The sequence below is a fragment of the bacterium genome (assembly GCA_041649255.1).
Classification (GTDB): Bacteria; Hydrothermota; UBA3073; order JACQXS01; family JAQTXJ01; genus JAQTXJ01.
This window is the reverse complement of sequence record JBAZNK010000007.1, coordinates 47,031-73,485: the sequence shown is the minus strand read 5'-3', so window position 1 is coordinate 73,485 and position 26,455 is coordinate 47,031. Positions and strand designations below refer to the sequence as shown.

General features: G+C 37.1%; 20 protein-coding genes and 3 tRNA genes. 7 read left to right on the top strand and 16 right to left on the bottom strand.

Features of this window, described 5'->3' with window-relative positions:
* Nucleotides 1-15: 15 nt before the first annotated feature.
* Nucleotides 16-426 (top strand): Holliday junction resolvase RuvX, encoded by a 411-nt coding sequence (gene ruvX / locus WC614_06230; GenBank protein MFA5032597.1) that lies wholly within the window; start codon nt 16-18, stop codon nt 424-426.
* Nucleotides 427-650: 224 nt separating this feature from the next.
* On the opposite strand, the gene WC614_06225 is transcribed toward ruvX, so the two are convergent.
* The 12 genes from WC614_06225 to WC614_06170 all read right to left on the bottom strand — a co-directional run bounded on the left by WC614_06225 (nt 651) and on the right by WC614_06170 (nt 13,207).
* Complete coding sequence (locus tag WC614_06225) at nt 651-1,787, bottom strand: ABC transporter permease (protein MFA5032596.1); 1,137 nt, start codon at nt 1,785-1,787, stop codon at nt 651-653.
* 7 nt (nt 1,788-1,794) lie between these two features.
* Nucleotides 1,795-2,940 (bottom strand): ABC transporter permease, encoded by a 1,146-nt coding sequence (locus WC614_06220; protein MFA5032595.1) that lies wholly within the window; start codon nt 2,938-2,940, stop codon nt 1,795-1,797.
* Nucleotides 2,941-3,030: 90 nt separating this feature from the next.
* Nucleotides 3,031-3,201, bottom strand: coding sequence for a hypothetical protein (locus WC614_06215; protein MFA5032594.1), 171 nt, complete (start codon nt 3,199-3,201; stop codon nt 3,031-3,033).
* A 159-nt stretch (nt 3,202-3,360) separates the two neighbouring features.
* Nucleotides 3,361-4,293, bottom strand: a complete 933-nt coding sequence (locus tag WC614_06210) for an ABC transporter ATP-binding protein (protein ID MFA5032593.1) — start codon at nt 4,291-4,293, stop codon at nt 3,361-3,363.
* Nucleotides 4,294-4,518: 225 nt separating this feature from the next.
* Complete coding sequence (locus WC614_06205; GenBank protein MFA5032592.1) at nt 4,519-5,427, bottom strand: ABC transporter ATP-binding protein; 909 nt, start codon at nt 5,425-5,427, stop codon at nt 4,519-4,521.
* A 212-nt stretch (nt 5,428-5,639) separates the two neighbouring features.
* Nucleotides 5,640-6,401 carry an efflux RND transporter periplasmic adaptor subunit gene (locus tag WC614_06200; protein ID MFA5032591.1) on the bottom strand — a complete coding sequence of 254 codons (762 nt, stop codon included), beginning with the start codon at nt 6,399-6,401 and terminating at the stop codon, nt 5,640-5,642.
* A 76-nt stretch (nt 6,402-6,477) separates the two neighbouring features.
* On the bottom strand, nt 6,478-6,885 hold the full coding sequence (locus WC614_06195) for a hypothetical protein (GenBank protein ID MFA5032590.1): 408 nt from the start codon (nt 6,883-6,885) through the stop codon (nt 6,478-6,480).
* A gap of 10 nt (nt 6,886-6,895) precedes the next feature.
* The gene (locus WC614_06190; protein MFA5032589.1) at nt 6,896-8,230 is read right to left on the bottom strand and encodes a TolC family protein; all 1,335 of its coding nucleotides are present in this window, start codon (nt 8,228-8,230) and stop codon (nt 6,896-6,898) included.
* A 15-nt stretch (nt 8,231-8,245) separates the two neighbouring features.
* On the bottom strand, nt 8,246-8,902 hold the full coding sequence (locus tag WC614_06185) for a TetR/AcrR family transcriptional regulator (protein ID MFA5032588.1): 657 nt from the start codon (nt 8,900-8,902) through the stop codon (nt 8,246-8,248).
* A 308-nt stretch (nt 8,903-9,210) separates the two neighbouring features.
* On the bottom strand, nt 9,211-10,047 hold the full coding sequence (locus tag WC614_06180; protein MFA5032587.1) for a hypothetical protein: 837 nt from the start codon (nt 10,045-10,047) through the stop codon (nt 9,211-9,213).
* 328 nt (nt 10,048-10,375) lie between these two features.
* Nucleotides 10,376-11,443, bottom strand: a complete 1,068-nt coding sequence (gene hflX, locus WC614_06175; GenBank protein MFA5032586.1) for a GTPase HflX — start codon at nt 11,441-11,443, stop codon at nt 10,376-10,378.
* 174 nt (nt 11,444-11,617) lie between these two features.
* The gene (locus WC614_06170; GenBank protein ID MFA5032585.1) at nt 11,618-13,207 is read right to left on the bottom strand and encodes an FG-GAP-like repeat-containing protein; all 1,590 of its coding nucleotides are present in this window, start codon (nt 13,205-13,207) and stop codon (nt 11,618-11,620) included.
* A gap of 297 nt (nt 13,208-13,504) precedes the next feature.
* Here WC614_06170 and WC614_06165 point away from each other — a divergent pair, with 297 nt between their 5' ends.
* Genes WC614_06165 through WC614_06155 form a run of 3 tightly spaced genes read left to right on the top strand, consistent with a single transcriptional unit; the run spans nt 13,505 to nt 18,544 of the window.
* Complete coding sequence (locus WC614_06165) at nt 13,505-15,787, top strand: T9SS type A sorting domain-containing protein (GenBank protein MFA5032584.1); 2,283 nt, start codon at nt 13,505-13,507, stop codon at nt 15,785-15,787.
* A 1-nt stretch (nt 15,788) separates the two neighbouring features.
* Nucleotides 15,789-17,228, top strand: coding sequence for a T9SS type A sorting domain-containing protein (locus WC614_06160; protein MFA5032583.1), 1,440 nt, complete (start codon nt 15,789-15,791; stop codon nt 17,226-17,228).
* Nucleotides 17,229-17,230: 2 nt separating this feature from the next.
* Nucleotides 17,231-18,544 (top strand): T9SS type A sorting domain-containing protein, encoded by a 1,314-nt coding sequence (locus WC614_06155; GenBank protein MFA5032582.1) that lies wholly within the window; start codon nt 17,231-17,233, stop codon nt 18,542-18,544.
* A 106-nt stretch (nt 18,545-18,650) separates the two neighbouring features.
* On the opposite strand, the gene WC614_06150 is transcribed toward WC614_06155, so the two are convergent.
* The 3 genes from WC614_06150 to WC614_06140 all read right to left on the bottom strand — a co-directional run bounded on the left by WC614_06150 (nt 18,651) and on the right by WC614_06140 (nt 22,299).
* The gene (locus tag WC614_06150; protein MFA5032581.1) at nt 18,651-19,301 is read right to left on the bottom strand and encodes a hypothetical protein; all 651 of its coding nucleotides are present in this window, start codon (nt 19,299-19,301) and stop codon (nt 18,651-18,653) included.
* A 116-nt stretch (nt 19,302-19,417) separates the two neighbouring features.
* Nucleotides 19,418-19,500: transfer RNA gene (locus tag WC614_06145), tRNA-Leu, on the bottom strand.
* A 774-nt stretch (nt 19,501-20,274) separates the two neighbouring features.
* Nucleotides 20,275-22,299: a clostripain-related cysteine peptidase gene (locus WC614_06140; GenBank protein ID MFA5032580.1), complete on the bottom strand. Its 2,025-nt coding sequence runs from the start codon at nt 22,297-22,299 to the stop codon at nt 20,275-20,277.
* 423 nt (nt 22,300-22,722) lie between these two features.
* Here WC614_06140 and WC614_06135 point away from each other — a divergent pair.
* The 3 genes from WC614_06135 (at nt 22,723) to WC614_06125 (ending at nt 23,311) form a co-directional block, all read left to right on the top strand.
* Nucleotides 22,723-22,795: transfer RNA gene (locus WC614_06135), tRNA-Lys, on the top strand.
* Nucleotides 22,796-22,976: 181 nt separating this feature from the next.
* Nucleotides 22,977-23,050, top strand: a tRNA-Arg gene (locus WC614_06130).
* A 27-nt stretch (nt 23,051-23,077) separates the two neighbouring features.
* Complete coding sequence (locus tag WC614_06125) at nt 23,078-23,311, top strand: GIY-YIG nuclease family protein (GenBank protein MFA5032579.1); 234 nt, start codon at nt 23,078-23,080, stop codon at nt 23,309-23,311.
* 529 nt (nt 23,312-23,840) lie between these two features.
* Here WC614_06125 and WC614_06120 read toward each other — a convergent pair.
* Nucleotides 23,841-26,453, bottom strand: a complete 2,613-nt coding sequence (locus WC614_06120) for a hypothetical protein (GenBank protein MFA5032578.1) — start codon at nt 26,451-26,453, stop codon at nt 23,841-23,843.
* Nucleotides 26,454-26,455: the final 2 nt, after the last annotated feature.

Genomic DNA, 26,455 nt, shown 5'->3' with positions numbered 1-26,455 from the left:
CATAATATTTATTTTATGCCCGAACAACGAATTCTTGCAATTGACTACGGGGAAAAGAGGATAGGGTTAGCGATTTCAATACCGGGATTCAAAATGGTTGAACCGTTGAAAACTCTGGAAAGCAAGAAATTATGGGAAGGGTTGGAAGAAGTATTTCAACAATATGATATCAAAACGGTAGTTGTCGGGCTTCCATTGAGAACGGATGGGAAAGATGACAAAACCACTACAAAAGCAAGAGAATTCGCGAAAGCGATTCAACTTAAATTCAATATCAATGTTGAATTATGGGATGAGAGATACAGCACCGTAGATGTAGAAAACATATTGAAAGACCTCGGAAAACATCCATCTAAAGAAAAAGGGAACATAGATAAGTATGCCGCTACGCTGATACTTGAAGAATATCTTGCTTCTCTGCCGTAGGCAGGAGAGTTTTTTCCACAAAAACGCGAAATAAAAACACTAAAATAAATTCGGACAGGATTTACAGGATTAGACGGAAAAGATAGTATTCTGCCCAAAAACTGAAATCAGCCAAACAGAAACATAAACAAACTGTTTTGGGCTAAAGCCCGAGAGAATATTTTTGATTGACTTTCCCCCGTCCTAAAGGACGGGGTAATTAAAAAGAATTAGAGCTAGTTGGTTTAACCTACCGTTTTTTTGAATTTTTTGAGGGCAAGTACGGAGACGACAAGCCCATATATGAAAAGCGCCGTTACTTCGGGCAGTAATTCCATAAAGGTCAATCCTTTCAAGAATATACCCCTTAATATTACAATATAATATCTCAACGGCATTATGTAGGTTATATATTGTATAATCTGGGGCATATTTTTTATCGGGAAGATAAACCCCGATAGGAGCATATTGGGAAGCATAAAGAACATTGCGCTTATCATTGCCTGCTGTTGAGTCGCGGAAATAGTCGATATGAAAGTGCCGATACCAAGATTTACGAATATCGCAAGCAAAGAAAGAAGAAGCAAAAGCAGAATATTTCCCCTGAAAGGCACATGAAACATAAGGATTCCTGCAACCGTTATAAACACGACATCTATAAGGCCGATTATTATATACGGGATAATTTTTCCCAGAAGAAGTTCGTAAGGTTTTATAGGGGTAACGATAAGTTGTTCTATGTTCCCGTATTCTTTTTCCTTAACAAGAGAAAGAGAGGCGATAACCATTGTAACTATTATAAGTATAAGCCCGATAATCCCGGGTATCATCGTATCCGTGCTTTTGAGTTCCGGGTTAAACAATATTCTTTCTTCAATAGTTATATCAGGGATATGACCTATAATGTTTCCGAACTGTCTCATTTTATCACTAAAGATTTCTTTTGAAAAATTATAAATTATAATTGAACCGTAATTAATTGCTGCGCTGCCGACATTGGAGTTGCTTCCATCGGTAATAAACTGCAAACTCGTTTTTTCTCCTTTTTTTATTTTCTCCTCAAAATTTTCAGGTATGCTTAAAACACATTTCACATCACCTTTAGTTAAAGCCATTTGTATATCATTTTTATCTTTTGAGACGGATTTCAGGTCAAAATATTCTACATTGGAAAACTTAGAAATCAGAAGTCTTGAATAAGAGCTCAAACTCCTATCCACTACCATTATGGAGATATGTTTAATTTCCGTCGTAACGACATACCCGAATACAAGCATCTGAAGGATTGGCGCAACTACAAGAAGCGGCAGCATACGTCCCCTTATTATATGCAGGATTTCTTTTTGAAATATTTTCAATATTCTGCTTTTGCTTGTTTTCATTTTATGCTTAAATCTTTCTCTTTTTAATTACCCTTGCAGAAACAACAAGGAAAAAGACACTAACTGCCATTAAAAACAATGCTTCTTTATAAAGCATTAAAATAGTAACGTCCTGTTTAAGGAAGATAGACCGCAAAACGTTCAAGAAATATCTTGCAGGCACAAAATATGAAAATACCTGTATAGCTTTAGGCATACTTTCTAAAGGGAAGGCAAAGCCTGACAAAAGGATAGAAGGGAGCAGGGTAGAGAAAAACGTCATCATAATGGCTTCTTCCTGTTTTTTGGCTATACTGGACATTAACATACCCATACCGAGCGCGCATAAGATAAAGAGGAAAGAAAAGAACAAAAGCGTAACTATATTCCCCCTGAAAGGCACATGGAACCACAATATTCCAAAGAAAGTGACGAGCAAGACATCTATAATGCCTATTATAATATAAGGTGTAAGTTTGCCGATAATCAATTCTGCAGAAGTCACAGGCGTTGACATTATTTCCTCATAAGTGCCGTTTTCTCTTTCCCTGACTATCGTTAAAGATGTGAGCAAAGCAGCAACAAGCATCATTATAATTGCGATAAGTCCCGGTACTACAAAATTAGCGCTTTTGAGTTCCTGGTTATACCAGACTCTTATTTCCGGCGATATATAGGGGAATTTTTTGGAATTTATGCCTTTGCTTTTGACGAAATCCATTTTAATATTATTTGCAAAGTTAGAAGTTAAAACCTGCAAGTACCCGACACCGATTATTGCCGTATTCGCTATACTGCCGTCAACAATATATTGTATTTTTACATCTTTTCCCTTTTTCAGGTTAAAACTAAAATCCGAAGGTATTACTACTATGACTTTTATTCTTTCTCTTCTTAATGCTTTGATATTCTCATCCATATTGTTGTAAGCATTTTCGTAAGGAATAAAGTATCCCGAGCTGACTATTTTGTTTATATATCCTCTTGATAAGGATGAGTTATCCCTGTCTATTATGCCTATATCAATATTTTTAATGTCAAAGGTTACGGCATAGCCATAAATAAGAATCATTACTATGGGCATTATAAAGACTATAACAAGAGATCGTTTATCCCTTACAATTTCCACGAATTCTTTTTTAAATAAAGCGTATATTCTCTGAAAATTTAGCATTTTATTTTACCTTCTATTGTAAAGTTTCTACCACGAAAAACAAAGAAATTATAGAAAACACGAAAAACAAATAATTTACAAGTACATTGTTCATATTATTCTTACCACAAAAAACATATTACCACGAAAAAACAAAGAAATTCTGAAAGTCACGAAAAACATATTTAAATTTATAATTTTGCTTGAGAGTTCATCAAAAACTGTCTTTTCTTCGTGCTTTCGTGTTTTTAGAACTTTCGTGGTAATGTATTTATTTTCCATTTTAAATCCTTTTATCTATTACTTCTACCACGAAAAAACAAAGAAATTCTGAAAGTCACGAAAAACATATTTAAATTTATAATTTTGCTTGAGAGTTCATCAAAAACTGTCTTTTCTTCGTGCTTTCGTGTTTTTAGAACTTTCGTGATAAACATTTTTTTAGTTCTTTTTCCTGATAAGGTTTATGAAGATATCTTCCAGCGAAGGGTTATCTTCAAAGATACTTTTATATTTTATTTCTTTAGTTTTACAAAAATCTTTTATTTTTTTCTTTGCTTCTTCAATATCAATATCCTGTATAATATGGACAATAGAGCCGTGCAAGGATATGTCTTTTACGGGCATTTCTATTTTTTTCAGCGTATTAAATTCTTTTACATAGTTTTCGGAAAGTTCAACGCATAGAATGTTTCCTTTTATGAATTTCCCTTTTATTTCATCTATTTCGCCAATATCGACAAGTTTCCCCTGGTTTATCAACGCAATTCTATTACAATTTTCCGCCTCATCCATATAATGGGTAGTAACGAGTATAGTCGTGCCTTGTTGCGCCCATTTTTTTATTATTGCCCAGAATTTTCTTCTTAATACGGGATCAACTCCGGCAGTCGGTTCATCAAGGAACAGGATTTTAGGAGTATGAATAAAAGCGGTTGCAAGAGCGACTCTTTGTCTAATTCCCGCGGGAAGTTCGGCAGTTATGGTGTTTTTATATTCTTCTATATCGAGCATTTCTATGATTTCTTTTATTTTTGCCTCTTCCCCATCGACACCATATATCCCGGCATAGAATTTTATATTTTCATAAACAGTAAGGTCCGTATATAACGAGAATTTTTGTGACATATACCCGATAATTGTTTTTATTTTTTCAACATCTTTTTTTATATCGTAATTTTCTACGGATACTTCTCCTTTTGTCGGGATAAGCAACCCGCATAACACTTTTATCGTCGTGGTTTTGCCTGCGCCATTTGGTCCAAGGAATCCAAGAATTTCACCTTCTTTTACGTTAAAGGAGATATCGTCTACCGCCGTAAACGTCCCGAATTTTTTCGTCAGGTTTTGGACTTTTATGCTATATTTTTCCATAGTTATTATTTTTTGCTGCCCACTACTAACCGAACGCTTAATAAATGTATTTATTCAAAATACGCAAGGCTCCCGCCAGAGCGGGATAAATTCCACCTTGCCCTACAATTTTTTCATTCATTCCAAAATCCAGTCCGCCTCAGGCGGACTAAAATCCAAAATTCTCCATATCCCGAATAACTTTTAACGAATATACGATTAACGTTTTTTCCACTCTCTTTTTATTCAGCATTTATCATTTCCCATCGCTCTCATAAACACATCTTCTATTGACGGGGATATTTCGTTTATATGAAACAATTTACTAAACTCCTTTGTAAACGCTTCTTTCCCATCTTTCTTAAGTATTACTCTTATTTTTTCCCCTTTGAAGGAAATATCCACAACAAAAGGTTCTACGTTTTTAATTACTTTTTCATCTATGTTTTTTCCTTCAACCGGGGTAAGTTCCATCACCGTGTTATCCATTTTTTTCACTTCAACAGGATTACCTTTGATTATAATCCTACCTTCAAAAAGGAGTATTATTTTATTGCACAATTCAGCTTCATCCATATAAGAAGTGCTAACGATTATAGAAGTCCCTTTCTGTGAAAATTCCTGTAGTATTTGCCAGAAATCCCTTCTTGAAACGGGGTCAACGCCAAGCGTAGGTTCGTCCAGTATGAGAACATCGGGCTTATGAATAAGGGTAGAGATGAGGGCAAGTTTTTGTTTCATCCCTCCGGACAAGTTTTTTGCCTGTCTGGTTTTGAAATTTGCAAGTCCCGTCAAATTTAGAAGGTACTCTCCCCTATCTTTATATTCTTGTGGCGAGACTCCAAAGATTCCTGCAAAGAATTTTATATTTTCTTCAACGGTAAGCGTAGGATAGAGATTGAACTTTTGTGACATATATCCCGTATGGTATTTTATTTTTTCGCAATCTTTATCAATATCAAAGTTCATTATAGATATTTTTCCGGACGTTTTTTCAAGAATACCCGTAAGTATTCTGAGAAGGGTTGTTTTTCCCGAGCCGTCAGGACCTACTATGCCGAATATTTCTCCCGTATTTATATCAAAAGATATATCGTCAAGGGCTTTATGTTTATTGTAAAACTTAGTTAAATTTTTAACTGATACAGTATTCATATTATTCTACCCTAATTTGTCATTCTGAGCGTAGCGAAGAATCTCTCTGTTATTCCACAATCCAAAATCTGCATTCTTCCCCCTCTGTGTCCTCAATCTATTATCTGTTCTTTCCACCATAGCTAGGGTAGGCGGGGTGACGTCACCCCGCCCCTACCCGTGTGTTTTAAAAGTTTTTCGTGGTAATGTAGTTTCTTTTTTCCATTTTAATTTTATCTTTTCTTTAGTCTTGCGTCTGCAGGCATACCGGGTTTAAATATTCCTTCATCATTTGAAAGAGATATTTCAATTGCAAAGACCTCTTTTATTCTTTCATCTTTTGTCTGGATATTTTTGGGCGTAAATTCCGCCTTATCGGATATGTAAGTAATCTTGCCTTTGAAAGTTCTGTCTTTATAGGCATCTATTCTGATTTCGGCTTCATCTCCGACTTTTATTATTTCCATTTCTTTCAACGGCATATATATGGTAAGTTTAACTTCTTTCATATCGCCAAGCGTAAACAGGGGGGCAAGCTGGGATATAAGTTCTCCTTCTTCTACATATTTGTTAATTATTGTCCCGTCCCACGGCGCTTTTATTTTAGTTTCTTCTTTCATTATTTCTGCCTGGGTCAGTTTTGCTTTTATCTGGTTATAGAAAGCTTCTGACTGGTCATATTTCTGCTTGGGTATGGAATTTGACTTATAGAGAGCAGAGACTCTTTTGAAGTCTTCCTCTGCTTGAGTATAAACGGCTTTTGCTTCATCGTATTGGGCATTAATTATCCTGTCGTCAATTTCCGCAAGTATTTTATCTTTTTCGACGTTATCTCCTTTTTGAACGTATATTTTTGTAACCCTGCCGGCGATTTTTGACGCAACGTCAAGTTCCTTGATTTCTATGGTACCGGAAGCTTCTATGTAATCTTTTTCTTTACATCCATTACAAACACACATCAGAATTATAGTTAGAAAATATAATCCTTTTCCCATTTTTCCCCCTTTTTTATTATATTGGGCAAGGCATTAAAGCCTTGCCTACCCTCAATCTCCATTTTTTAAAAGCCGCTTATAAATGGAAATCTACCGTTACATTTCCGTTAGGCTTTATTGAACCAACCTGAAAAGATGACCATGCGTTGGTACTGTCTTTTGCACGAACTTTATATTGCATATCTAGCCCATACCCGTTATCATTTTCATAACAAAAATACCAGAAATCATAACTACCTAAATAACTTGAACTTGAAGCAGTAACACTAGTATCTATTTTTATATGCGCACCATCTGGAATAGTTGTATCATTACTCATCCATCTTGTCATTTCAACAAGTGTGTTGGCTACTTTATTTGTACCCCACCACACATCCCCCCCAAGATTATAAGTATCATTAGGAGGCGCTGGTTTATCGCCACATCCGGTTACTAATATCCCAAGAATGAATAGGAACAACAAATACTTTATTTTATTTTTCATTTTCCTCTATTTAATAACCGATTATTCTATTTAATTCTGCGCAGGAAATTTTATAATCATACAGAGCTTTCAGGTATTGGAACTTTGCTTCTGCCAGAGCGATATGTGAATCAAGGACATCCATATTTGTCATTGTCCCGTTTTTATAATTATCGTTTGCTATATCGTAAGCCCTGTTCGCAACGTCAATATTCTTTTCCCACAGGGAAAGCGTTATTTGGTTTTCATTTTTATAATCGAACGCATTTTCAAGTTCAATTTTTATTCTCTTTTCAATAGAGGAAATATTTATGTCGGATTCTTGTTTTTTAAAGTCATATTCCTTCATTTCAGCTCTATGTCTTCCGAAGGCAAAAAACTCCCAGTTGAAGAGAATTCTTATATCCCACCAGTTTTCCCAGTTATCCGCGTTAAAAGTAAAATCCGCATCTTTATCCATTAAGTTATAATTATACTGGAAAGCAACTTGCGGGAGCACAGAAGCTCTTTTCATATTCCTGATATCGTTATTTATTTTTTTCATTTCTTGCGCAATCACTATTTCAGACCTGTTTTCAAGGGCTTTATCCGTTGCATCTTTCAGGGATATTTCCGATTCGGAATTATGATATTTTAATTCGCCTTCAATGACAAGGCTATCTTCAATCTCTTCGCCTATAAGGAAAGCGAGTTGTTTGGTTGCGGTTTTCATTTCTCTTTGGGTTTTTATGAGTCTTGGCTGCCAGGAAAAGAGTTGGGATTCCGTTTTCAGGGAATCATATTCCGTAGCAGTACCATTTTTAACAAATTCCCTTACCAAATCAAGATGTTTTTGGAGGGTAGTTATTGTCACCTGTATCAATTTTTCCATTTCTTTTGAAAGGACGATGGAGTAGAAGACTTTTGTGACATCAACTTTCAGTTTCGTTTTGGACATTTCAAGTTCGGCGGATTTTATTTTATATTCCGATTTATAAGAATTAAGCACTGCCATATTCCGTCCGCCCAGATATAAAGGTTGGTTTAGTTTAAGTCCGCCACTGTAGTTGTTTTGGTGCGCATATTGCAATAAAGGATTTCCTGCTATTTGCGGAATTGTGGCTCCCGGAGTGAAGAAAGACTTAAAATCAAAAGCAGGAGGCTCTTTACTTAAATGGGTATAAAGACCGGTTAAGCTAAGGGTAGGCAGGAAATAAGTTTTCGCCTGGTAGATTTTTGAGCTTATGGCATCAAGTTCTTTTTGAGTTTTCATAATATCGGGGTTGTTTTTCATTGCTTTATTTAAGCAGTCATCAAGGGTAATGGGTTTAGAGAAAGAAAGCATTGGAAATAGTATAAATAGAAATAAGTAAAGAACTCTTTTCATTTTCACCTCTCTTTCCTACCCACGGCAGGAAGGTTTTATACCATCAAGTACTAATTTGACTATAAATTCTTTTCTTTCTTTTATAAATTTATCAAAGTCGGAAGGTTTATATACGCCGATAGCTTCAAACAGCGGTCTTGCAAAAAAGGATGCCATTACCTGCCCGGCAATACTTATTATCAGATGAGCTAAATTAATACTTCTTATCTCGCCTGATTTCATTTTTTTATCAAAGTATTTAAATATGTTACCGGTATCGGGGTTAAGGGGAAAGAATTGTGATTTTGAAATATCTTTCAGTATGTTATATTTTGTAAAATCTTTTCCTCCACGGCTGAACTCGTATTGAACAAGACGCAGGTAATCCGGGTTTTTAGAAGCAAAATCAACATAAATATCTATAATTTCTTTTATTTTATTTTCAATAGACACATCTTCATCGCTTATATTAATAAGGTTTTCAATAACCGTTTTAAAAATACTTATCAAAGCTTCTTTATATATTTGTTTTTTGTTTTTATAATAGTAGAATAGCATTGCTTTATTGATTTTTGCTTTGTCGGCAATTCTCTGCATACGAGCGCCGTAGAAGCCGTATTCAAGGAACTCCTTAATAGCGTATTTAAGGATTTTTTCTTTTGTTGAGTATTTCGTATTAGTATTATTAGCCATTTCGATTATTAACTAACCAATTGGTTAATTCATAAATAAGAAATTGTCAAGAGATTTTTTGTACTAAATAAAAAACTACAAAAAGAAAACAAAATACAGAAAACTAAACAAAAGAATATTCACCGCAGAGTCGCAGAGGAAAAACAGAGAGTACTGAGAACAGAAAGTCGAGAGTAAAACAAACTGCAAACAGAGGACACAATACAGAAGAGTTTCCCCGAGAGGGCGCAGAGAAGAATGAGTAAAAAATTCACATGGTGATATAGAGACGCGCAAACATAAAAAAAGGAATTCTAAGATTAAAAGGATTAGCGGATGAGGCTATAACTGAAGCCAATCCAAGCTCTTATATCCCAGCGATTATATTCTACGCTTTCGTAAAGTTCGTCTCTCCAACTCGCCTGCGCATCCTGACCTTCAATATCTGCCGTAGCTAAGGTAACATAGTCAAATAAAAAACCAACGGTAAAGCATAGTTTAGACATATTTGACGTTTCAATCGGTTTTTCAAGCGCAGACAAAATCGGCACCAAACTCTGTCTCCAGCAGGCACCTAAGGAAATTCCATAAACCGACGAAAACTTTCCGTGAAGAAATATATCAGATGTAGTATCCATTATCGGGTTACATACATTGAACGCAGAAAAAGGTCCTCCACCTATCCATACAGAAGTAAACGGTTGCTGGTTATAGACAAAATATTTAGCCACAAAAGATACGGGGATAGAAATCACATCATACCCCTCGGTAATTTCTACAAATCCATTTCGGGGAGGAGCAGCTTTAGCAACAGTATCTGCATCCCATATCCTAAAGCCTGTTTTGTAGAAACCACAGGATAATTCCATCCCTCCTGCTCTCCCGGGAAAATTAAGTTCCATTACGACTTCAGGCATAAAGGCAGACGATATAGTATTGTTCCTTGCATCTTCCCCTGTTATAGCATATACACCGCTATCGCCATAAGTTTGAGTAAACACGCCAGAATTCACAGGGGAATCAAAATGTCTCCATACGTATTGCAATTCTCTTTCTGCCATTCCGCCATAGAGACAACTAAAACGTAAACCGATATCAATATTTGCGGGAGAATTATAATCGTAAATAGAGGTAATAATACCGGCAAATAAAATTATAAAACCCATATTTTGGTAGCATACTTTATTAAAAAAATTTTGTCAAGTGCGGAATTCCAATTTGGGATTGGGGATTTTTCCTGCCTGTCGGTAGGCAGGGAGTGCGGATTGAAAAAAGATTAACGAATTAGAAAAACAGAGAACAAAAAATTCTGCACACAGATAAACAAGATTAAAAAACGGATAACAGAAAGATACGAAAATAAAAGCAGCTAGCAGATATTTTGCAAGAGATTGTACGAGATTAGACAGTAACAGAAAGATAAAAAGTACAAACGAGATTCTTCGCTACGCTCAGAATGACAAAAAGGAGAACCAATAGGAAACAGGGAACAAATCAGGTGAGGCTGAAGAAGGAGAAGATAGCGTCTTTTAGAGGCTGTATATCCTGATGAGCAGATATGAACAATGCATCGGGATATTTAAGTTTAAACGTTTCAACGAGAAAAGCATCTTTATCTATTTTATTAAAGACATAAATCATAGGTCTTTTTATTACGCCAAGTTCTTCAAGCAGGGCATTTCCCGCGGCAAGATGTTCCTCACAATTAGGATGAGAAATATCAACAACGTGCAACCGCAAATCCGATTCAATCGCTTCCTGAAGCGTAGACTTAAACGAGTTGATGAGTTCGTGAGGCAGTTTTCTTAAAAAGCCTACGGTATCCGTAACAAGAACTTTTTCCAGATTCGGCCCCATAAGAGTTCGTGTCGTGGAATCAAGGGTAGAAAAAAGTTTATTTTCCACGAGCAAATCTGAACGGGTAAGTTTGTTCATAATAGTTGATTTCCCTGCATTCGTGTATCCTACAAGGGCTACTCGTCTGAGAGACCTGCGTTGATTTGATTGGACTATTCTGCTTTTTTCTATCATTTCCAATTTTTTATTAAGGGTATGGAGTCTATCCTTTATTTTACGACGGTCAGTTTCGAGTTTTTTTTCGCCGGGGCCCATTGTCCCGATACCTCCGCCGAGTCTTGACATTTCAATACCTTTACCGGTTAACCTTGACCTGCTGTATTTAAGCTGGGTAATTTCGACTTCAATTTTAGCGCCCATAGTACTAGCGTGTTTCGAGAAGATATCAAGAATGAGTTCTGTTCTGTCCAATACTTTTCTGTTTGTAATTTCTTCGAGGTTTCTTTTTTGAATACCGGAAAGTTCCGTATCAAAAATAAAAATATTGATGTTGAGTTCTTCGGCGATTTTGGCAAGTTCTTCGGCTTTACCTTTTCCGATAAAATAACGGGGGTCAATTTTTTCCCTGCGCTGGATTATTTTTTCTACGACTTCGCCGCCGGAGGTTTTGCCTAAATCAACGAGTTCATTAAGGAGGTCAATCTTTTCCTGTTTATCTTCTTTTTGAGTTATAACACCAACAAGAAATAGTCTTTCGTTTAGCACTTTTGTTTGAGTATAATGGGATTAAAGGTATAGTCAAGGAAATCTTTCAAAAACAGACAACAGAGTTTTCACCGCAGAGTCGCTGAGAACGCAGAGAACAAAAACAGAGAGAATTTTAGTCCCGCCATACCTGGGGCAAGCATAGATTCACACAGATAAAGAACAGCAAACAGTTTATTTTAGCAGCACAATTTTTTTAGTTAAGGCTTTTCCGCCAATATTAGCGCAGACAAAATAAATACCATTTTTAGGGATAGTTGTGGTAAAACTATAACTTCCTTTGCCCAAATTTCCTTCATATACAAACTGTTTTAAATTTCCGGCAACATCGTAAATTTTAAGCGATACGTTTGATAATTGGTTTATACTTAAAAGCATCACGGGTTTGTTATTTTGATAAATAACATTTAAGTCAACGGTTTCAATATTTGTCGTTTTTTCTTCAACCGGTGTCGGGCAATTGGATTCTATGGCATAAACGGGACCATCGTTTCCTATGCCTACAATTTCCACACAGCCGTCACCATCTATATCTCCTATTCCGTGTGTCGGGTGAACATCATTATTGAGAACATGTAATTCCCATTTCAAACTTCCATCTTCTCCACTTAGACAGGCAAACCAGCCTACGTGATTTGCGTCTATAACTTCAAGTTTACTGTCACCGTCAACATCTGCGAGTATAGGGATGGAACCAATCGTCTGTGACGTAGGGAAAGCGTAGCTCCAATTCTCCGTTCCCATAGCTTCATCCAGCGCCCTAATTCCATTGTTTCTCATAATTATTTCGAGGCGGCTATCATTAGCGATATCTCCAAGACTTACGCCTTCATTTACACCGATTCCGGCAAGCACTCCATAATTTTTTTTCAATATAAGCGCCCCGCTTTGGCCGTTAATTATATAAATAGAAGAACTATGATGCACGACAACTTCTACTATTCCGTCCAAATCAATATCGCCTAAAGTCGGCACAAAAATCAACCATGACGGAGTCCCGCTCACGCCACAATATTCGGTTGAACATCTCCATACGGTTGCTCCGGTTAAGCCATTAAGGGCATAAACCGTTTCATCGTTACTCGCTATAATAACTTCCGTACCGGGATTACCATCTACGTTACCAATTGCAGGAGAGCTATAAACGTTAGTGCCTCCGGTTTCCCCGGTATGTGACGTCCACATTGCAGCACCGGTAGCGCCTATAAAACATTTAGTAGAATCAATCGTATTTACAACCACTTCAACGGTATTCGTATCGCCATCAACATCTCCGATGACAGGAGACGAAGACAATTCGTTTCCTACTTTACGTGACCATTTAATTGCAGAACCATCTCCTTTGACAGCATAAAGAATGCCGTTACGGTCACCTATCAGAATTTCTATTGCGCTATCTCCGTCAATATCGCCTATTGCCGGGCCTGAAGTGTAAGTAGATGCACTTCCTAACTGTTTACTCCATTTAATTTGACCATCTCCCCCATTAATTGCGTACAAAACTCCATCTTCTCCGCCGACCACTATTTCCACTATGTCATCGGTATCCACATCACCAATAGCAGGAGAAGAAGATATGCACGGGAAGGTATCATTTTTCCATTTAACCCATGCGCTGTCCATTGTTCCACGTTCGCCGTTTTGAGCAACAAACAATCCGGTTCTCTGGGGATTTCCCATAAGCATAGGCCATGGCAAGTATGCACAACTTGCCGGATTAGTAAATACAAACAAAAAACCAACAGCAAACATTTCTTTTTTCATAAATTCTCCTTGTTTATTTTAACAAAATATTTCTATGTTATAACTACTCTTCTATACCTTTATTGTCAAGAGGGAATTTTGAAAAATAGATAACAGAAAGTTTAGACGGTATAGATAGTATACTGCACCCTATTAAGAAAATGGTTAAAAAAGAGAGAAAAAGGAATATGTTAGAAATAGGGGGGACAAATTTTGAGGATTCGTCTATATTTCTTTACTAAACTTTTCCGCTTGACAAAATTGGATAAAATATTAAATTAGTAGTAGTAATCTTCTTTTATCTGACAAAAGGAACAAATGGGAAGAAAAGACTATAGAGGGATAATAATTGGAATGTCGGGAATTTTAGTTGCCCTAATAGGTTGGGCTAATGCAGATATAACGTTTTCTAAAAAGAACCAGGAAGTTAGAACCCGAAATAACCTGAAAACATCTTCTGAAAAAAACCAAGAAGTTGTAACACTTGACAGTATACTGTTGTGCCCAAAAACAGGGAATGGATTAATCCCAAATGCAATAGCTGTAGATACAATTGCAAATAAAATTTATACGGTAGACACGGGCTATAATTTTCTCTTAAGCGATTATAAATTCCGAAATGTTTCAGTAATTGATGGAACAAATGGTTCAATTATTGCTAGAATAGCTATGGGTGTACACAATAAGAACAGCAGTATTTGCGTGAATTCGGTTACGCATAAAATCTATGTAACAAATTATGATAACAATAGTGGTGATAACAAGAGTATTTCCGTAATAGACGGGACAAAAGATTCATTGGTTGCCGTAATAAGTGTTGGATATAGGCCTGAGGGTATATGTGTAAATACAAATACAAATGAAATATATGTTACAGGCGGACACACTATCTCAGTAATTAATGGGGGGACTAATTCAGTTATTGACACCATAGATATTGGATATGGTTTTGTGAGTATCTGCGCAAATCCAATCACGAATAAAATATATGCGTCAAATAATTCGTATAATAAGATTTCAGTGATTGATGGGACTAATAATTCTGTCATTAAAACAATAGCCGTAAGTACCCCTGAAGGTATTTGTGTAAACTCAGTTACAAATAAAATTTATGTAGCGCAGGGAATTTATTATGGGAATGGTAATAGTGTTTCAGTAATTAACGGGGCTACTGATTCTGTTGTTGATAGTATAGTTGTTGAGACTTGCCCCTGGGGTATTTATGTAAATCAGAGAACAAATAAAATCTATGTAGCAAATCAAAGCAGCAACTCTGTTTCAGTTATTGACGGGACAAATAATTCAATTATTGAAAAAGTAAATGTAGGATATAAGCCTTCCAATATCTGTGTAAACCCGGTTACAAATAAAACTTATGTAGTAAATTGTGGGAGTTATAATATTTCAGTAATTGACGGGACGAATAATTCAGTTGTTGCCACATTAACTGTTGGGGTTTATCCCAAAGGTATATGTGTAAATCCAAACACAAATAAAATCTACGTAGCAAATTGGCCCGGCAATAACGTTTTTGTAATAAACGGGACAAATAATTCAGTAATTGATACGGTAGCCGTAGGAAGTAATCCCAGTGGTATATGCGTAAACCCGAATACGAACAAAATCTATGCAGCAAATAATTTTAGTAACAACGTTTCGGTAATTGACGGAACGACCGATTCGGTAATTACCACAGTAAGCGTTGGGTCTCAGCCTATTAGTATATGTGTAAATCCAAACACAAATAAAATCTATGTAGCGAACCAAAGTGGAGCTAATCTTTCAGTGATTGATGGGGCAACTAATTCCGTTATTAGTGCAATAAATAGTACCGGATATGCCCAGAACATGTATGTAAACCCGGTTACGAATAAAATTTATATAGCGAGGTCAAATTCTTTTCTTTCCGTAATTGACGGGGTTAGCAATTTAGTCGTTGATATGGTATCTATTGGGGCCGGATGTTTCGATGTTTGTTTAAACTCTCTTATGAATAAAATCTACGTAGTAGGATATAATGGCTGGGTTTCAACAATTGATGGAGCAACCGATTCGATTATTAATACAATAAGCATACCCACTACTTCGTGTTCCCGTCTTAATAATATCTCTATAAATCAAAGAATAAACAAAATCTATGTATCAAATTCGGATAACACTGTTTCGGTAATTAAAGGGGCTAACAATACGTTAGTGCAAACAATTTCTGTCGGGAAAAACCCACAACACATTGCAGTTAATTCTCAGAATAGTTTGGTATATGTTGGTTGTATTAATTCGGGAGGGGTTTGGGTACTTAAAGATTACGTAGGGGTAGAAGAAAGTTCAAAAATTACCCCCCCTTCGACTACGCTCAGGGCAAGTCAAAATCCGTTTGTTCAATCAACGGTGATTAATTACCAGTTGGCTGTGAAGAGCAAAGTTTCGTTGAAGATATATGATGTTTCAGGTAAAGCAGTAAAGACATTAGTGAACGGGGAAAAAGAAGCGGGGAATTACAACATCAATTTTTCAAGCAAGGGATTGGCGACGGGGATTTATTATGCGAAGTTTCAATCCGGGAACTACAAAGAGACCAAAAAACTAATTTTAATGAAATAACATGAAAAAATCATTTATTTTATATTACCTGGTTATTTTCGCCGGGAATATTTACTCCTGCACGTGGACGAGAACCATTGGAGGTTCCGGCAACGACTATGGGTACTCTATGTGTTTCGCACAGGATACGGGTTATATTCTTACCGGTTGCACTGATTCTTACGGTGCGGGGGAAACAGATGCGTGGTTAATAAAAACAGATACTTTTGGAGTAATGCAGTGGAGCAAAGCATTCGGTGGTGCGGATTCAGACGGTGTATATTCGGTTCAGAAAACGGCAGACAGCGGTTATATCGCAGTCGGTTATACAAAGTCTTTTGGCGTTGGAGAAAGCAATATATGGTTTATAAAAACGGACATAAACGGCGATACGGTATGGACAAGGGCTTATGGGGATTCAGGCGAGTATGCTTATTCCTATTCTACTACAAATACAACAGACAGTAGTTATGTCGCGGTTGGGACAAGAAATTCAGGCAAAGACGTATGGCTAATAAAAGTTGACAGTAACGGCGACACCTTATGGACAAGGACTTTTAAGGACTACGGCTACGGACGATGCGTTCAGCAGACCAGGGACAGCGGGTATATTATAACCGGATACTCTTCTTCTCTTGTAGCCGGAATTACAGTTTCCTACTTGATAAAAACGAATGCAAATGGGGACACAATGTGGACAAAAACATTTGGGAATGGGTATTTATATTCTGTTATCGAGACAAAAGACAATAGATATGCCATGATAGGGAACTATGGTTATTCCGGTTACCGAATATGTTTTATTAAAACGGATTCCGCGGGTGAAATAATTTCTAATTTTTATTTGGATAATTTTTATGGAATAGGGCGTTCTATTGCAGAAATTAATGACACGAATTATGTAATAGTGGGGTTAGGGGGTTGCACGACTCCAAATCAAGCTACAATATTGAACTTTAGTTATTTTTATTACTCTAACCCGTTTGGTTATTATGAATGTTTCACCGGAAAATATTCCAGTGATGCATATTCTTTTGTACAAGTTTCTGGCAGCGCATACGTTTTAGTCGGGTACACCAATTCTTATGGGAGGGGCAAAAACGATTTATGGCTTATAAGAACAGAAAAAAACACTTGGGATGCGTGTATGTTTTTTACCGGCATTGAAGAAACTTCTTCCAATAAAAATTATTTTCCATCAGTTTCTATATCGCCTAATCCTTTTATTCGTTCAACGGTAATCAGTTTTGAGTTACCTGCATTGACCGCTAACCAATGTCCACTGACTACTCTTCGTCTCTACGACATTTCCGGCAGAGAAAAGATGACTTTATTTAATGGCAATGCAAAGGCAAAAAACGTAATAACTCTTAATGCAAGTTCTTTGTCATCGGGCAGGTATTTCTTGAGAATGGAAACAGGAAGCGAAAGTATAGTAAAAGAATTAACGATATTTAAATAAAAATGAAAAAGTTTGTGCTGACATTAGGATTACTTTTTATAACAAACGCAATTTATTCTTCAACATGGACGAGCACATACGACAGTTCAGGGAACAGTTATGGATATGATTTGGTAATATCCAGAGATAGTTGTTATGTTGTGGTTGGGAATATTCAAAACAATATATGGTTATTAAAAGTAAATAGAAATGGGGTTCTTATCTGGGAGAAAGAATTTGGCAGTTCCTATATTGATGAATTCGGCTATTCCTTAGATACTACTTATGACGGGGGATATATAATAACAGGAGCAATAGGGGGGAACAATGTCAATCTTATAAAGACCGATAGCATTGGAGATACTCTTTGGACAAGGGCTTTTAATAACGGAGGCAAAGGGCATTGTGTAAGACAGGCAATAGATTCCGGTTATATTGTAGAGGGTTTTTACAGTAATGGTAATATGTTATTACTAAAGACGGATAAAAATGGGGATTCTGTCTGGGGTAAAAATTTTAATGCTTATGAAATGGGTAAAGGGGGAGGGATTTGCGGAACATCCGATAGTAATTATATAGTAGTTGGGACTGATTCCATTAACAGTATTTATTATTTGATGATACTAAAAATAAATAATGCAGGAGATACTTTATGGTCTAAGCATTTAACTATGGGGGTTTTTGGACAGTGTATCCGTAAAACATTGGATAACAATTATATCATAGCAGCTGCGTATGGGACTCCTACATACTTACTAAAAATAAATTCAATGGGGGATACCTTATGGACAAAAGAATTACCTTATTTCTATTTCCGTTCTGTTTATCCTACCCGGGACAGTGGATATATCCTCACAGGTCAAAAAGGGATTTTAGTCAAAACCGATAAAACAGGAACAGTTGAATGGGTTCAGACTTTTCCCGGTGTAGATAATTATTCTGTTAAGGAAACTTGCGACAGCGGTTATATTACGGTAGGGACCATATCCGAGTATGCCGCAAATAATAAAGTTGCTCTTTATCTTATGAGAGCAGACCCCACCGAAAGCGTGGAAGAAAAATCAAAAATCAAAACCCCTTCGACTACGCTCAGGGCAAGTCAAAATCCATTTATAAACAAAACAACTCTTCAATATACAATACCCATATCTTCCAAAGTATCGTTAAAGGTTTATGATATTTCCGGCAGGGAAGTGCGAAAGCTTGTGGATGGGATACAAAAAGCAGGGAGTTATAATTTAAATCTTGATGGGAAAGAGTTGAAGGCAGGAGTTTATTTTGTGAAACTTACTTCCGGGGAACAAACGGTTACGAGTAAAGTAATCGTGTTGAAATAATCTTTAAAACAAGCCCGGAAGAGTATTTTGGATTAGTCGCCTGCTATCCGGCAGGGATTTTCACGAATTAAGACGGATAAAAGAATACGGGGGAGTAACAATGGGATCATTTCCAATTATAGCCTTGAGCGCTGCCGTAAATGGTACCTAATTCCCAGCCGAGAGAGGCGCCGGTTATAATAAAGAAACTAGTTGGTTCTCTTTCTTTTACCATATTTTCAGCCGTTCCTACGATTACGCCGGCAGTCGCGCCTATTGCGGATAAGATAAATCCCTGAAGCAAGCTTCCACATAATGATTTTGGATAAGAGCCTTTTTGTTTTAATATTTTTCCGGTTAAAGAGGCTCCGATAGACGTTAATATCGGCGTTAAAACCAGGCTTGAAATTGAGGGGTGAGTTATAAGATTCCGATTGATTTTTCTACTCGTGTCTTCGAGCATAGAGCTGAGAGGGAGGCTAACGGCAATTGCCGTCAGGGCGCCAAGTATACTTCCGCCTGTTTCAATGGATATACAATTGTATTTGTTATTTGAATTATTATCGAAGGAGTTAAAAAACGAATCGTTTTCCGAGCCGGAGTATAAAGCTTCCGAAGATGGTAAATTTTCGTCGTTAGTATCAGGGGTCTCCCCTATTGTCAATATAGAGGGTTCGGCATAAAGGAAAGCAGAAGATTTCGGTAGAAGAGATTCAGCGGAAATAGTAGTTATTGAAGGAAGAATTATTGCAATCAAGGTTAGTATTTTAATTTTCATAGTTAAAAAAGTTAGAGAGATGTGTTAACGAATACTCTCCTATAAAAGACAGCCCATAGACAGACAAGAATGTCTGTCCTACCACTACAAAGAGAATTTTACAGAAAAGACAATAATGCCGAAGGAGGGAGTCGAACCCTCACTTCCTTGCGAAAAGCGGATTTTGAATCCGCCGCGTCTGCCATTCCGCCACTTCGGCAATATTATTTTATGTTTCGTATTGTAGAGGGTTTTGGAGTAAAGTCAATAAAAAAAATAGGAATATTCACCGCAGAGTCGCAGAGTCCGCAAAGGGAAGATAGAAAGTATATCAGAGTATCAGCAAATCAGAGTGCAGGTTATCAGTGGATCAGAACATCAGGAACGAAAACAGAGAGCGGAAAATAGATTTTTGGGGTATAAACCGGGGACATAGGTAACAAAAAAATGGAAAATATAGAGTAAAAAATAAAAAAACAAAAATATATAATTTGGATAAACAGATAAAACCGGATAACTTGGACTAATCCCGGTCAAGGCGGGAAAACTCCAAGTAATCGCAGAGAACAGAATAACAGAAAACAGATTGCCACGAAAACACGAAAACACAAAGAAGACACGAAAAAAAATAGAGAATTTTTGTACGCACCCTCCAAAAAGATCGGCGGGCAGGCACGAATAAAGAAAAACAAAAAGTTATAGAGTTAAACAGAAGAGACAAACAAATGAGAGCACAGAGATAAAAACCAACAGGCTATGACGAAAACACGAAAGAAAGAAATACAAAAATAAGACAGGATTAACAGGATGGAAAGAGATTATAATAGATAAAACAAAACACAAAGAACAGAGCAGAAGACACAGGGAGAAGAGAACAAAGAGATTCTCCTCCAAAAAGATCGGCGGACAAGTTCTCTACGCTCGGAATGACAAACAGAGCAAAACAAGAAGGGGACAGGTGAAAACCTGTCCCCTTGTCTTTTACAGATTATAGTTATCTGAGGATTGTGAGTTTTTGAGTTTTTGTAAGAGTGCCTGTTTTGAGCGTCACAAAATATATGCCTTTGCTTAATCCGACAGATTGCAGTTTCAGCGTATGATTACCTGCTACCTGTTCACCGGAATAAAAAGTCTTTACCAATCTGCCCGTTAAATCAAATAGCTGTAAGGAGATATTCGTTTTATTCGGAAGAGTATATCTTACATTAGTGTATGAAGATACGGGATTTGGCATTGGTGAAAGCAACGTCAAAGTGTACGGGATTTTTGGATTATCCGATATGCCGAGTGTATCGCCATTTATGAAATCCCACCAGTTAGGAAAATCTTGAGTAAATGATAACTGCATATAAGCAGTATCCAGATCGTCCACATCATACGGATAATAAATCGCCATTCCGTGAGAGCTGTCAAAGCCAACGCTTCCTTTTCTTATGACTGCGGAATTCACCGCATTCATAACTGAATCAGCCCAATTTCTTACCGACGATGATAATCCTGATTTCCCTTTAATGTGAGCGGCAAAGTCATATAAATCTATATGAGCATTGGGTGATTCAAAATATTCTTCGGTATAGTATCTTGCGTTGTCTATGTCACCATTGGTTCTCCCGCCTGCCTGCATAAGTTTTACTGCAAAGGTATCTACACAAGCGGAAAGGTGAACAAATTTATTATTGAGTAAAACGGAAGATAGAGTGACATTTTCAGTGCCATTATAATAGTTAGTATACTTATCGACCATTATGTTTGCGAACTCTTCAGGAGTAACGGAGTAATTAGCATTTAACGAATCCAGTATTTCGTCATAAGGATAATCATCTTGAGGAATGGAGTATTCGGAAGCGACAAAGAAATCGACATTGTTTTTGACTTCATAAGCGACTTCCTGCATTCCCATATAAGAGGCATCATTAGCAAGTATATCGAGATTTTTGCCCAAAATAGTTTTCACGCTATCCATTGCCCGTCCATATTCTCCGCTCGCAACGCCTATGTAACTACCATCGGTTTCGTCATAGCTCGTGCCTTTGATTGAGGATTTTTTTGCACCTTTATACCATCCATCTGCGGGGCCCCACATAATGAGAGCATAATTATCCGCAGGATAATTCTGAACGCCCCATCTAACAAAATCAACAAGAGAATTCGGGTCGCCCATATTTATTTCCCCGAGGTCCGATTTAAGTTCCGAACGAATTGTCATACCGGGATTAAGGTCGGGAGTGATAAGGTATCTGCGGGCAGAAGTCCAGTTTCCATTTGAGGTATCAAATCCAGGGTTTCTATCATATTGAACGACTACGGTATATTTGGAGGTATCCATACCTGCTTCGAGTTTGTTAACATCAATCGTAGCATTATATTCGGAGCCATTATCACCATTCATATAGACAAGGATTGTCCATTTTTTGTGAATAGTTACGGTATCATATTTAACGATAACGCCGTGAAAATAATCAACATTTTCGCTATACCAGTCGCCATCATTATTATAAGCAGAAGGCAGACTATTTATAGTATCAAAAGCAGTTGTAGGCATAAGCGTATCCCATTCGTAATTACCAACCCAGAAGGGACCAGTAACGTATATAGGAGAACTTAAGGGGAATATATTTAAGGATATTCCCGAGTCAGTTGCCGTTGCCATAGTTTCCATGCTGAACAATCTTGGACCGATATCACTAGGCGCATCATCCCAAATAAACAAGCTGCAGGGTTTTGAAGCTGCGGTATCGCTCATTACGCCGTGAATTATAGCCATTATAGAGCAGGATTTCACAGGAGTAAACATAGTGGCTTCGTATTCCTGTCTGTCATCCTTGCCCCAGCAATCAAAAGGCGGAAGCAAATCCGGCTGTAAAGTATCTATTGGGCCTTTTGTGCCTTTAACGACGAATGGGTTTGTTTGGTTTATATTTTGATAATTATGTCCTTTCGAGAAAAGCATCGTCGTTTTGGATGCTTCCACGGAGACATAACTCATAACAAAAAGCGCTACAAAAAACATCTTACGCATACTACCTCCTTGTAAAATTGTTGATACGTTAATATGTTGGTATAAATATGAAAAGAAGTGGTATATGTCAAGATTTTAATTTTTTTAAGAATTCAACCCCAGAAAGAATACAGAAAATTAGCCACAGAAGAGCACAGAAATACACGGGAAAAGGAGTAAAGAGTTGGCAAAAATTACAACCAAAGGACAGAATACAGAAGAGTAACACAGAGCAGAAAAACAAAACAGAGAAAAGTTAGCCACGCCTACCTGCCTGCGGTAGGCAGGGAAGAGAATTCAAAAAGATACGCACGGATAAAAATAAGGATTTGAAGATTAAGAAAATACGAATGGGGGGAAATAGTGTGGAAATATGTGATATTGCAAAAATAAAACTTGATTTTTTTTGCTTTAACGTATAGAGAAATAGGAATTAAGATTTATGCACCGCTAGCTCAATTGGCAGAGCATCGGACTCTTAATCCGAGGGTTCTGGGTTCAAGTCCCAGGCGGTGTATGTTTATCAGAAGACCAGAGAATCAGCGGATCAGAGAAAAATAGACCAAGAAATTCAAATGATGCGCCTGTAGCTCAACATGCCAAAGAGATTGGCATGCAGGTTGGATATCCGCCTTCGGCAGACAGGGACTATCCGGCTACAGGGGATATAGATAACAGAAAGTATAAATGGAAATGATGCGCCTGTAGCTCAATTGGATAGAGTATCCGGCTACGAACCGGACGGTTGGGGGTTCGAGTCCCTCCAGGCGCGGGGTTTTTATCCTCTAAAATTTTAAGTATGTATGTTTATGTAATCGCAAACAACGAAAATAGATTATATGTTGGAATGTCAGAGTGTCCCGAAAAACGATTACAAGAGCATAACTCCGGAAAGACGAAATCGACAAAAGGATATATGCCTTGGAAAATAATATATATCCAGGAATGTAAAAATCGTGCGGAAGCGAGAGTGGTAGAAAAATACTGGAAATCAGGAAATGGCAGAGAAAAACTAAAGGCCACGATAAGATAAATATGATGTAGCTCAATTTGGATACCCTCCTTCGGCGGGCGGGCCCGCCTATCAAGTAACTCCAATAAATAGTCTGAACGGCGGGCGGGGACTATCCGGCTACGAACCGGACGGTTGGGGGTTCGAGTCCCTCCAGGCGCGGGGTTTTTAAAATAAAAGTCCCGCCACAAAGACACTAAAGCACAAAATTCCACTAAATATAAACCACGAATAAGAGATTATAACCACCCCGCCACAGCGGGGTAAACTCCGCCCGCAAAGGGAAGATAGAAAGTATATCAGAGTATCAGAAAATCAGAGTGCAGATTATCAGTGGATCAGAACATCAGGGACAAAAACATAGACAGGGGAAACAGATTGGAACCACAAGATTTCACACCTGCCTGCGGTAGGCAGGGACACGAAAAACGGAAGAACAGATAAAAGTTTTGGACGCAGATTGACAGGATTAACAAACAGATAAAAGATGTTCGACCGGACACATGTCTATCAGATTAAAAGAGATTAGGCGGTTGAGCGATAGTTAATATTATTTTAAGACTACAACTTTTAGGGTTTTGATGTATGTATTTTTTGTAAGTTGTTTTATTTTTAGGAAATATATTCCCGAAACAAGTTTAGGGACAGAAAAAGTCATACAGTTACAGTTTTCATTATCCGGGGACAATATTTGGCAAAACTTTCCCACAATATCATACAATTCAAAACTTATATCATTATCAATTCCTGAGGAGACAGATTTTATAATAATTTTATTTATGCAAGGATTTGCAAGCATAGAAAACATCTTATTCTGATGATAATCATTTTCTTCAACAACTATATTCTTCCAATCAGTAATTTTTGCATATACATCCCAGCTTTTCAACCTACGATTATCAAGCCATGCGAATCCTATTAATTCATTTCCCATTGCTATACTTTTCCATGTCCACTGGTGATTTCCCCACCACATATCTTGATTAATCGGGCTATTATTTCCAATTGCAATACCGCTAGATTCATAGCATTGAGCCATTACATTTAAATCTCCGCTCTGGCTTCTGAAGTCCGTCCACGCAACAACAAACCGACCGGAATCATCTATTGCTATAGATGGATTTTCATGGTTTCTTCCGGAAATATTATCATCATTAACTCTAAAATTATTACCAATAGGAAAGCCATCAGGATTAAAGATTTGCCCATAAACATCCCAACTTCCATTTCTTTTATCCTCCCATACAACAATAAAATTGCCATAGGAAGGAGAATATTTTCCTTTATCCGTGGCAACTGAAATGAATAAGCATTCATTTGTAGTAAGGGCATCATCAACTTTAAAATTTTCTCCCACAGGGTTTCCTATTTTATCATATAATTGGGCATAAATATCTTGCCCATTATCTACCCAGGCAACTACAAAGTTTCCGGAATCATACATTGCAACGGCAGGAAGCATTCTATCAAAGCTTCTCTTCCCATAAACCTCAAAAATTCCATTAATGGGAATGCCTGCAGAATCATACCTTTGTCCAAGAACCGTAATTCTACCCCCTTGCCAATTATTCCAGAACACGACAAAATTTCCCGAATTATTTATTGCCACTGTCGGCCAGGCATTAAGATATATTCCCGTACTTATTCTGAAGTTTCCTGTCGATAAACCCGTTTGGTTAAAAGCGCCTCTTTGCCCGTATATGTTGAAATTACCATTTCTTTTATCTTCCCATACTATTACAAAATCCCCTTTAGAATTCATAGAAAGTGTCGGGAATATTTGCGGATTTCCCGTCCCATCATCATTTATTCTGATATTATTTTCCTTAGCAACTCCGGTTGAAGTATATTTTTGGCAATAGATATCCGGGTCGTTATAAGTATCTATAGCACCATTTCTGTAATCATACCATACTATTACAGAGTTACCCATACTGTCCATTGCAATTGCAGGAAAGTCCTGACACGGAGAGGCGTAATCGTCATTTACTTTATTTTGTGTTCCAATAACATTACCGGGGAGAACAAATTTCTGATAATAAACATCCGGATTATTTTCTCTATTATCTATCCATGTTATAATGAAAATTCCGGAATCATTCAGGGCAACACGAGGAGAATTTGCTTTCGTTCCTGATGTAGCGATCAATTCCGAGGTGCAAGAATCCCCGGATGAATTCCATACTTTATAAAGTATGGAGTTATTCATTACACTATTTTCCCAAACTGTTATGAAATATCCGGAATTGTTTCCTTTAACCAAGGGATATTTTCCTTTAGACATTATAGTAAAATTAGTCTTGCAAGGGGTTCCGGACAAATCATATAATTGAGCACATATATTTGAATTTATATTTTCGCTTTCCCATACAACTATAAATTCGTTATTATTTACCGAAGATATGCAGGGTTTGCCTTGATAACCAGCAGTGTCGATATTTATTTTAAAGTTATTTCCAATTGGAGTGCCGTTATTATATATTTGTCCATACACATCTGCGCTGCCATTTCTATAGTCTTCCCAGACTACCATAAAATTACCGGTAGATAGAGTTGCTACGGAAGGGAAAAGATTTTTATTAGACGTATTCTCATTTATTTTTAAATTTCCTCCGCAAGGGGTAGCGATTGAGTCATATAATTGGCCATAAATATTCGCATTGTCATCCCGCCAATCTTCCCACACAATTATGAATTTACCGGAAGTGGACATTGCAATTGAAGGATAAAATTGTTGTTTGTTATTTGCATCATCGTTTACTTTAATATTTCCTCTTTGTGGATTCCCATCTGTATCGTATAATTGATAGAAAATATCCGGTTCGCCGTTTCGCCAATCTTCCCATACTATAATAAAACTTTGCGAATCAGACGTTGCAATCACAGGGCTGCATTGTCCCCAGTGTTGCAAAGATATTCCACCTTCGTCACTATTAACTTTAAAACTTAATCCTGTCTGAGTCCCGTCGGCACTGTATTTTTGGCAATAAATATCGCCATCATAATCCGTAGAGCGGTAGTCTTCCCACGTCATAAAAAAATTACCTTTTTTGTCTATTGCAACATTTGGATAAGTTTGGGGACATCCGCCGGTTGAGTCATCATTCACAAGGAATTCGGTATTTTTAGAAAAGCACAGAAGTAATATTAAAAATATATTCATTT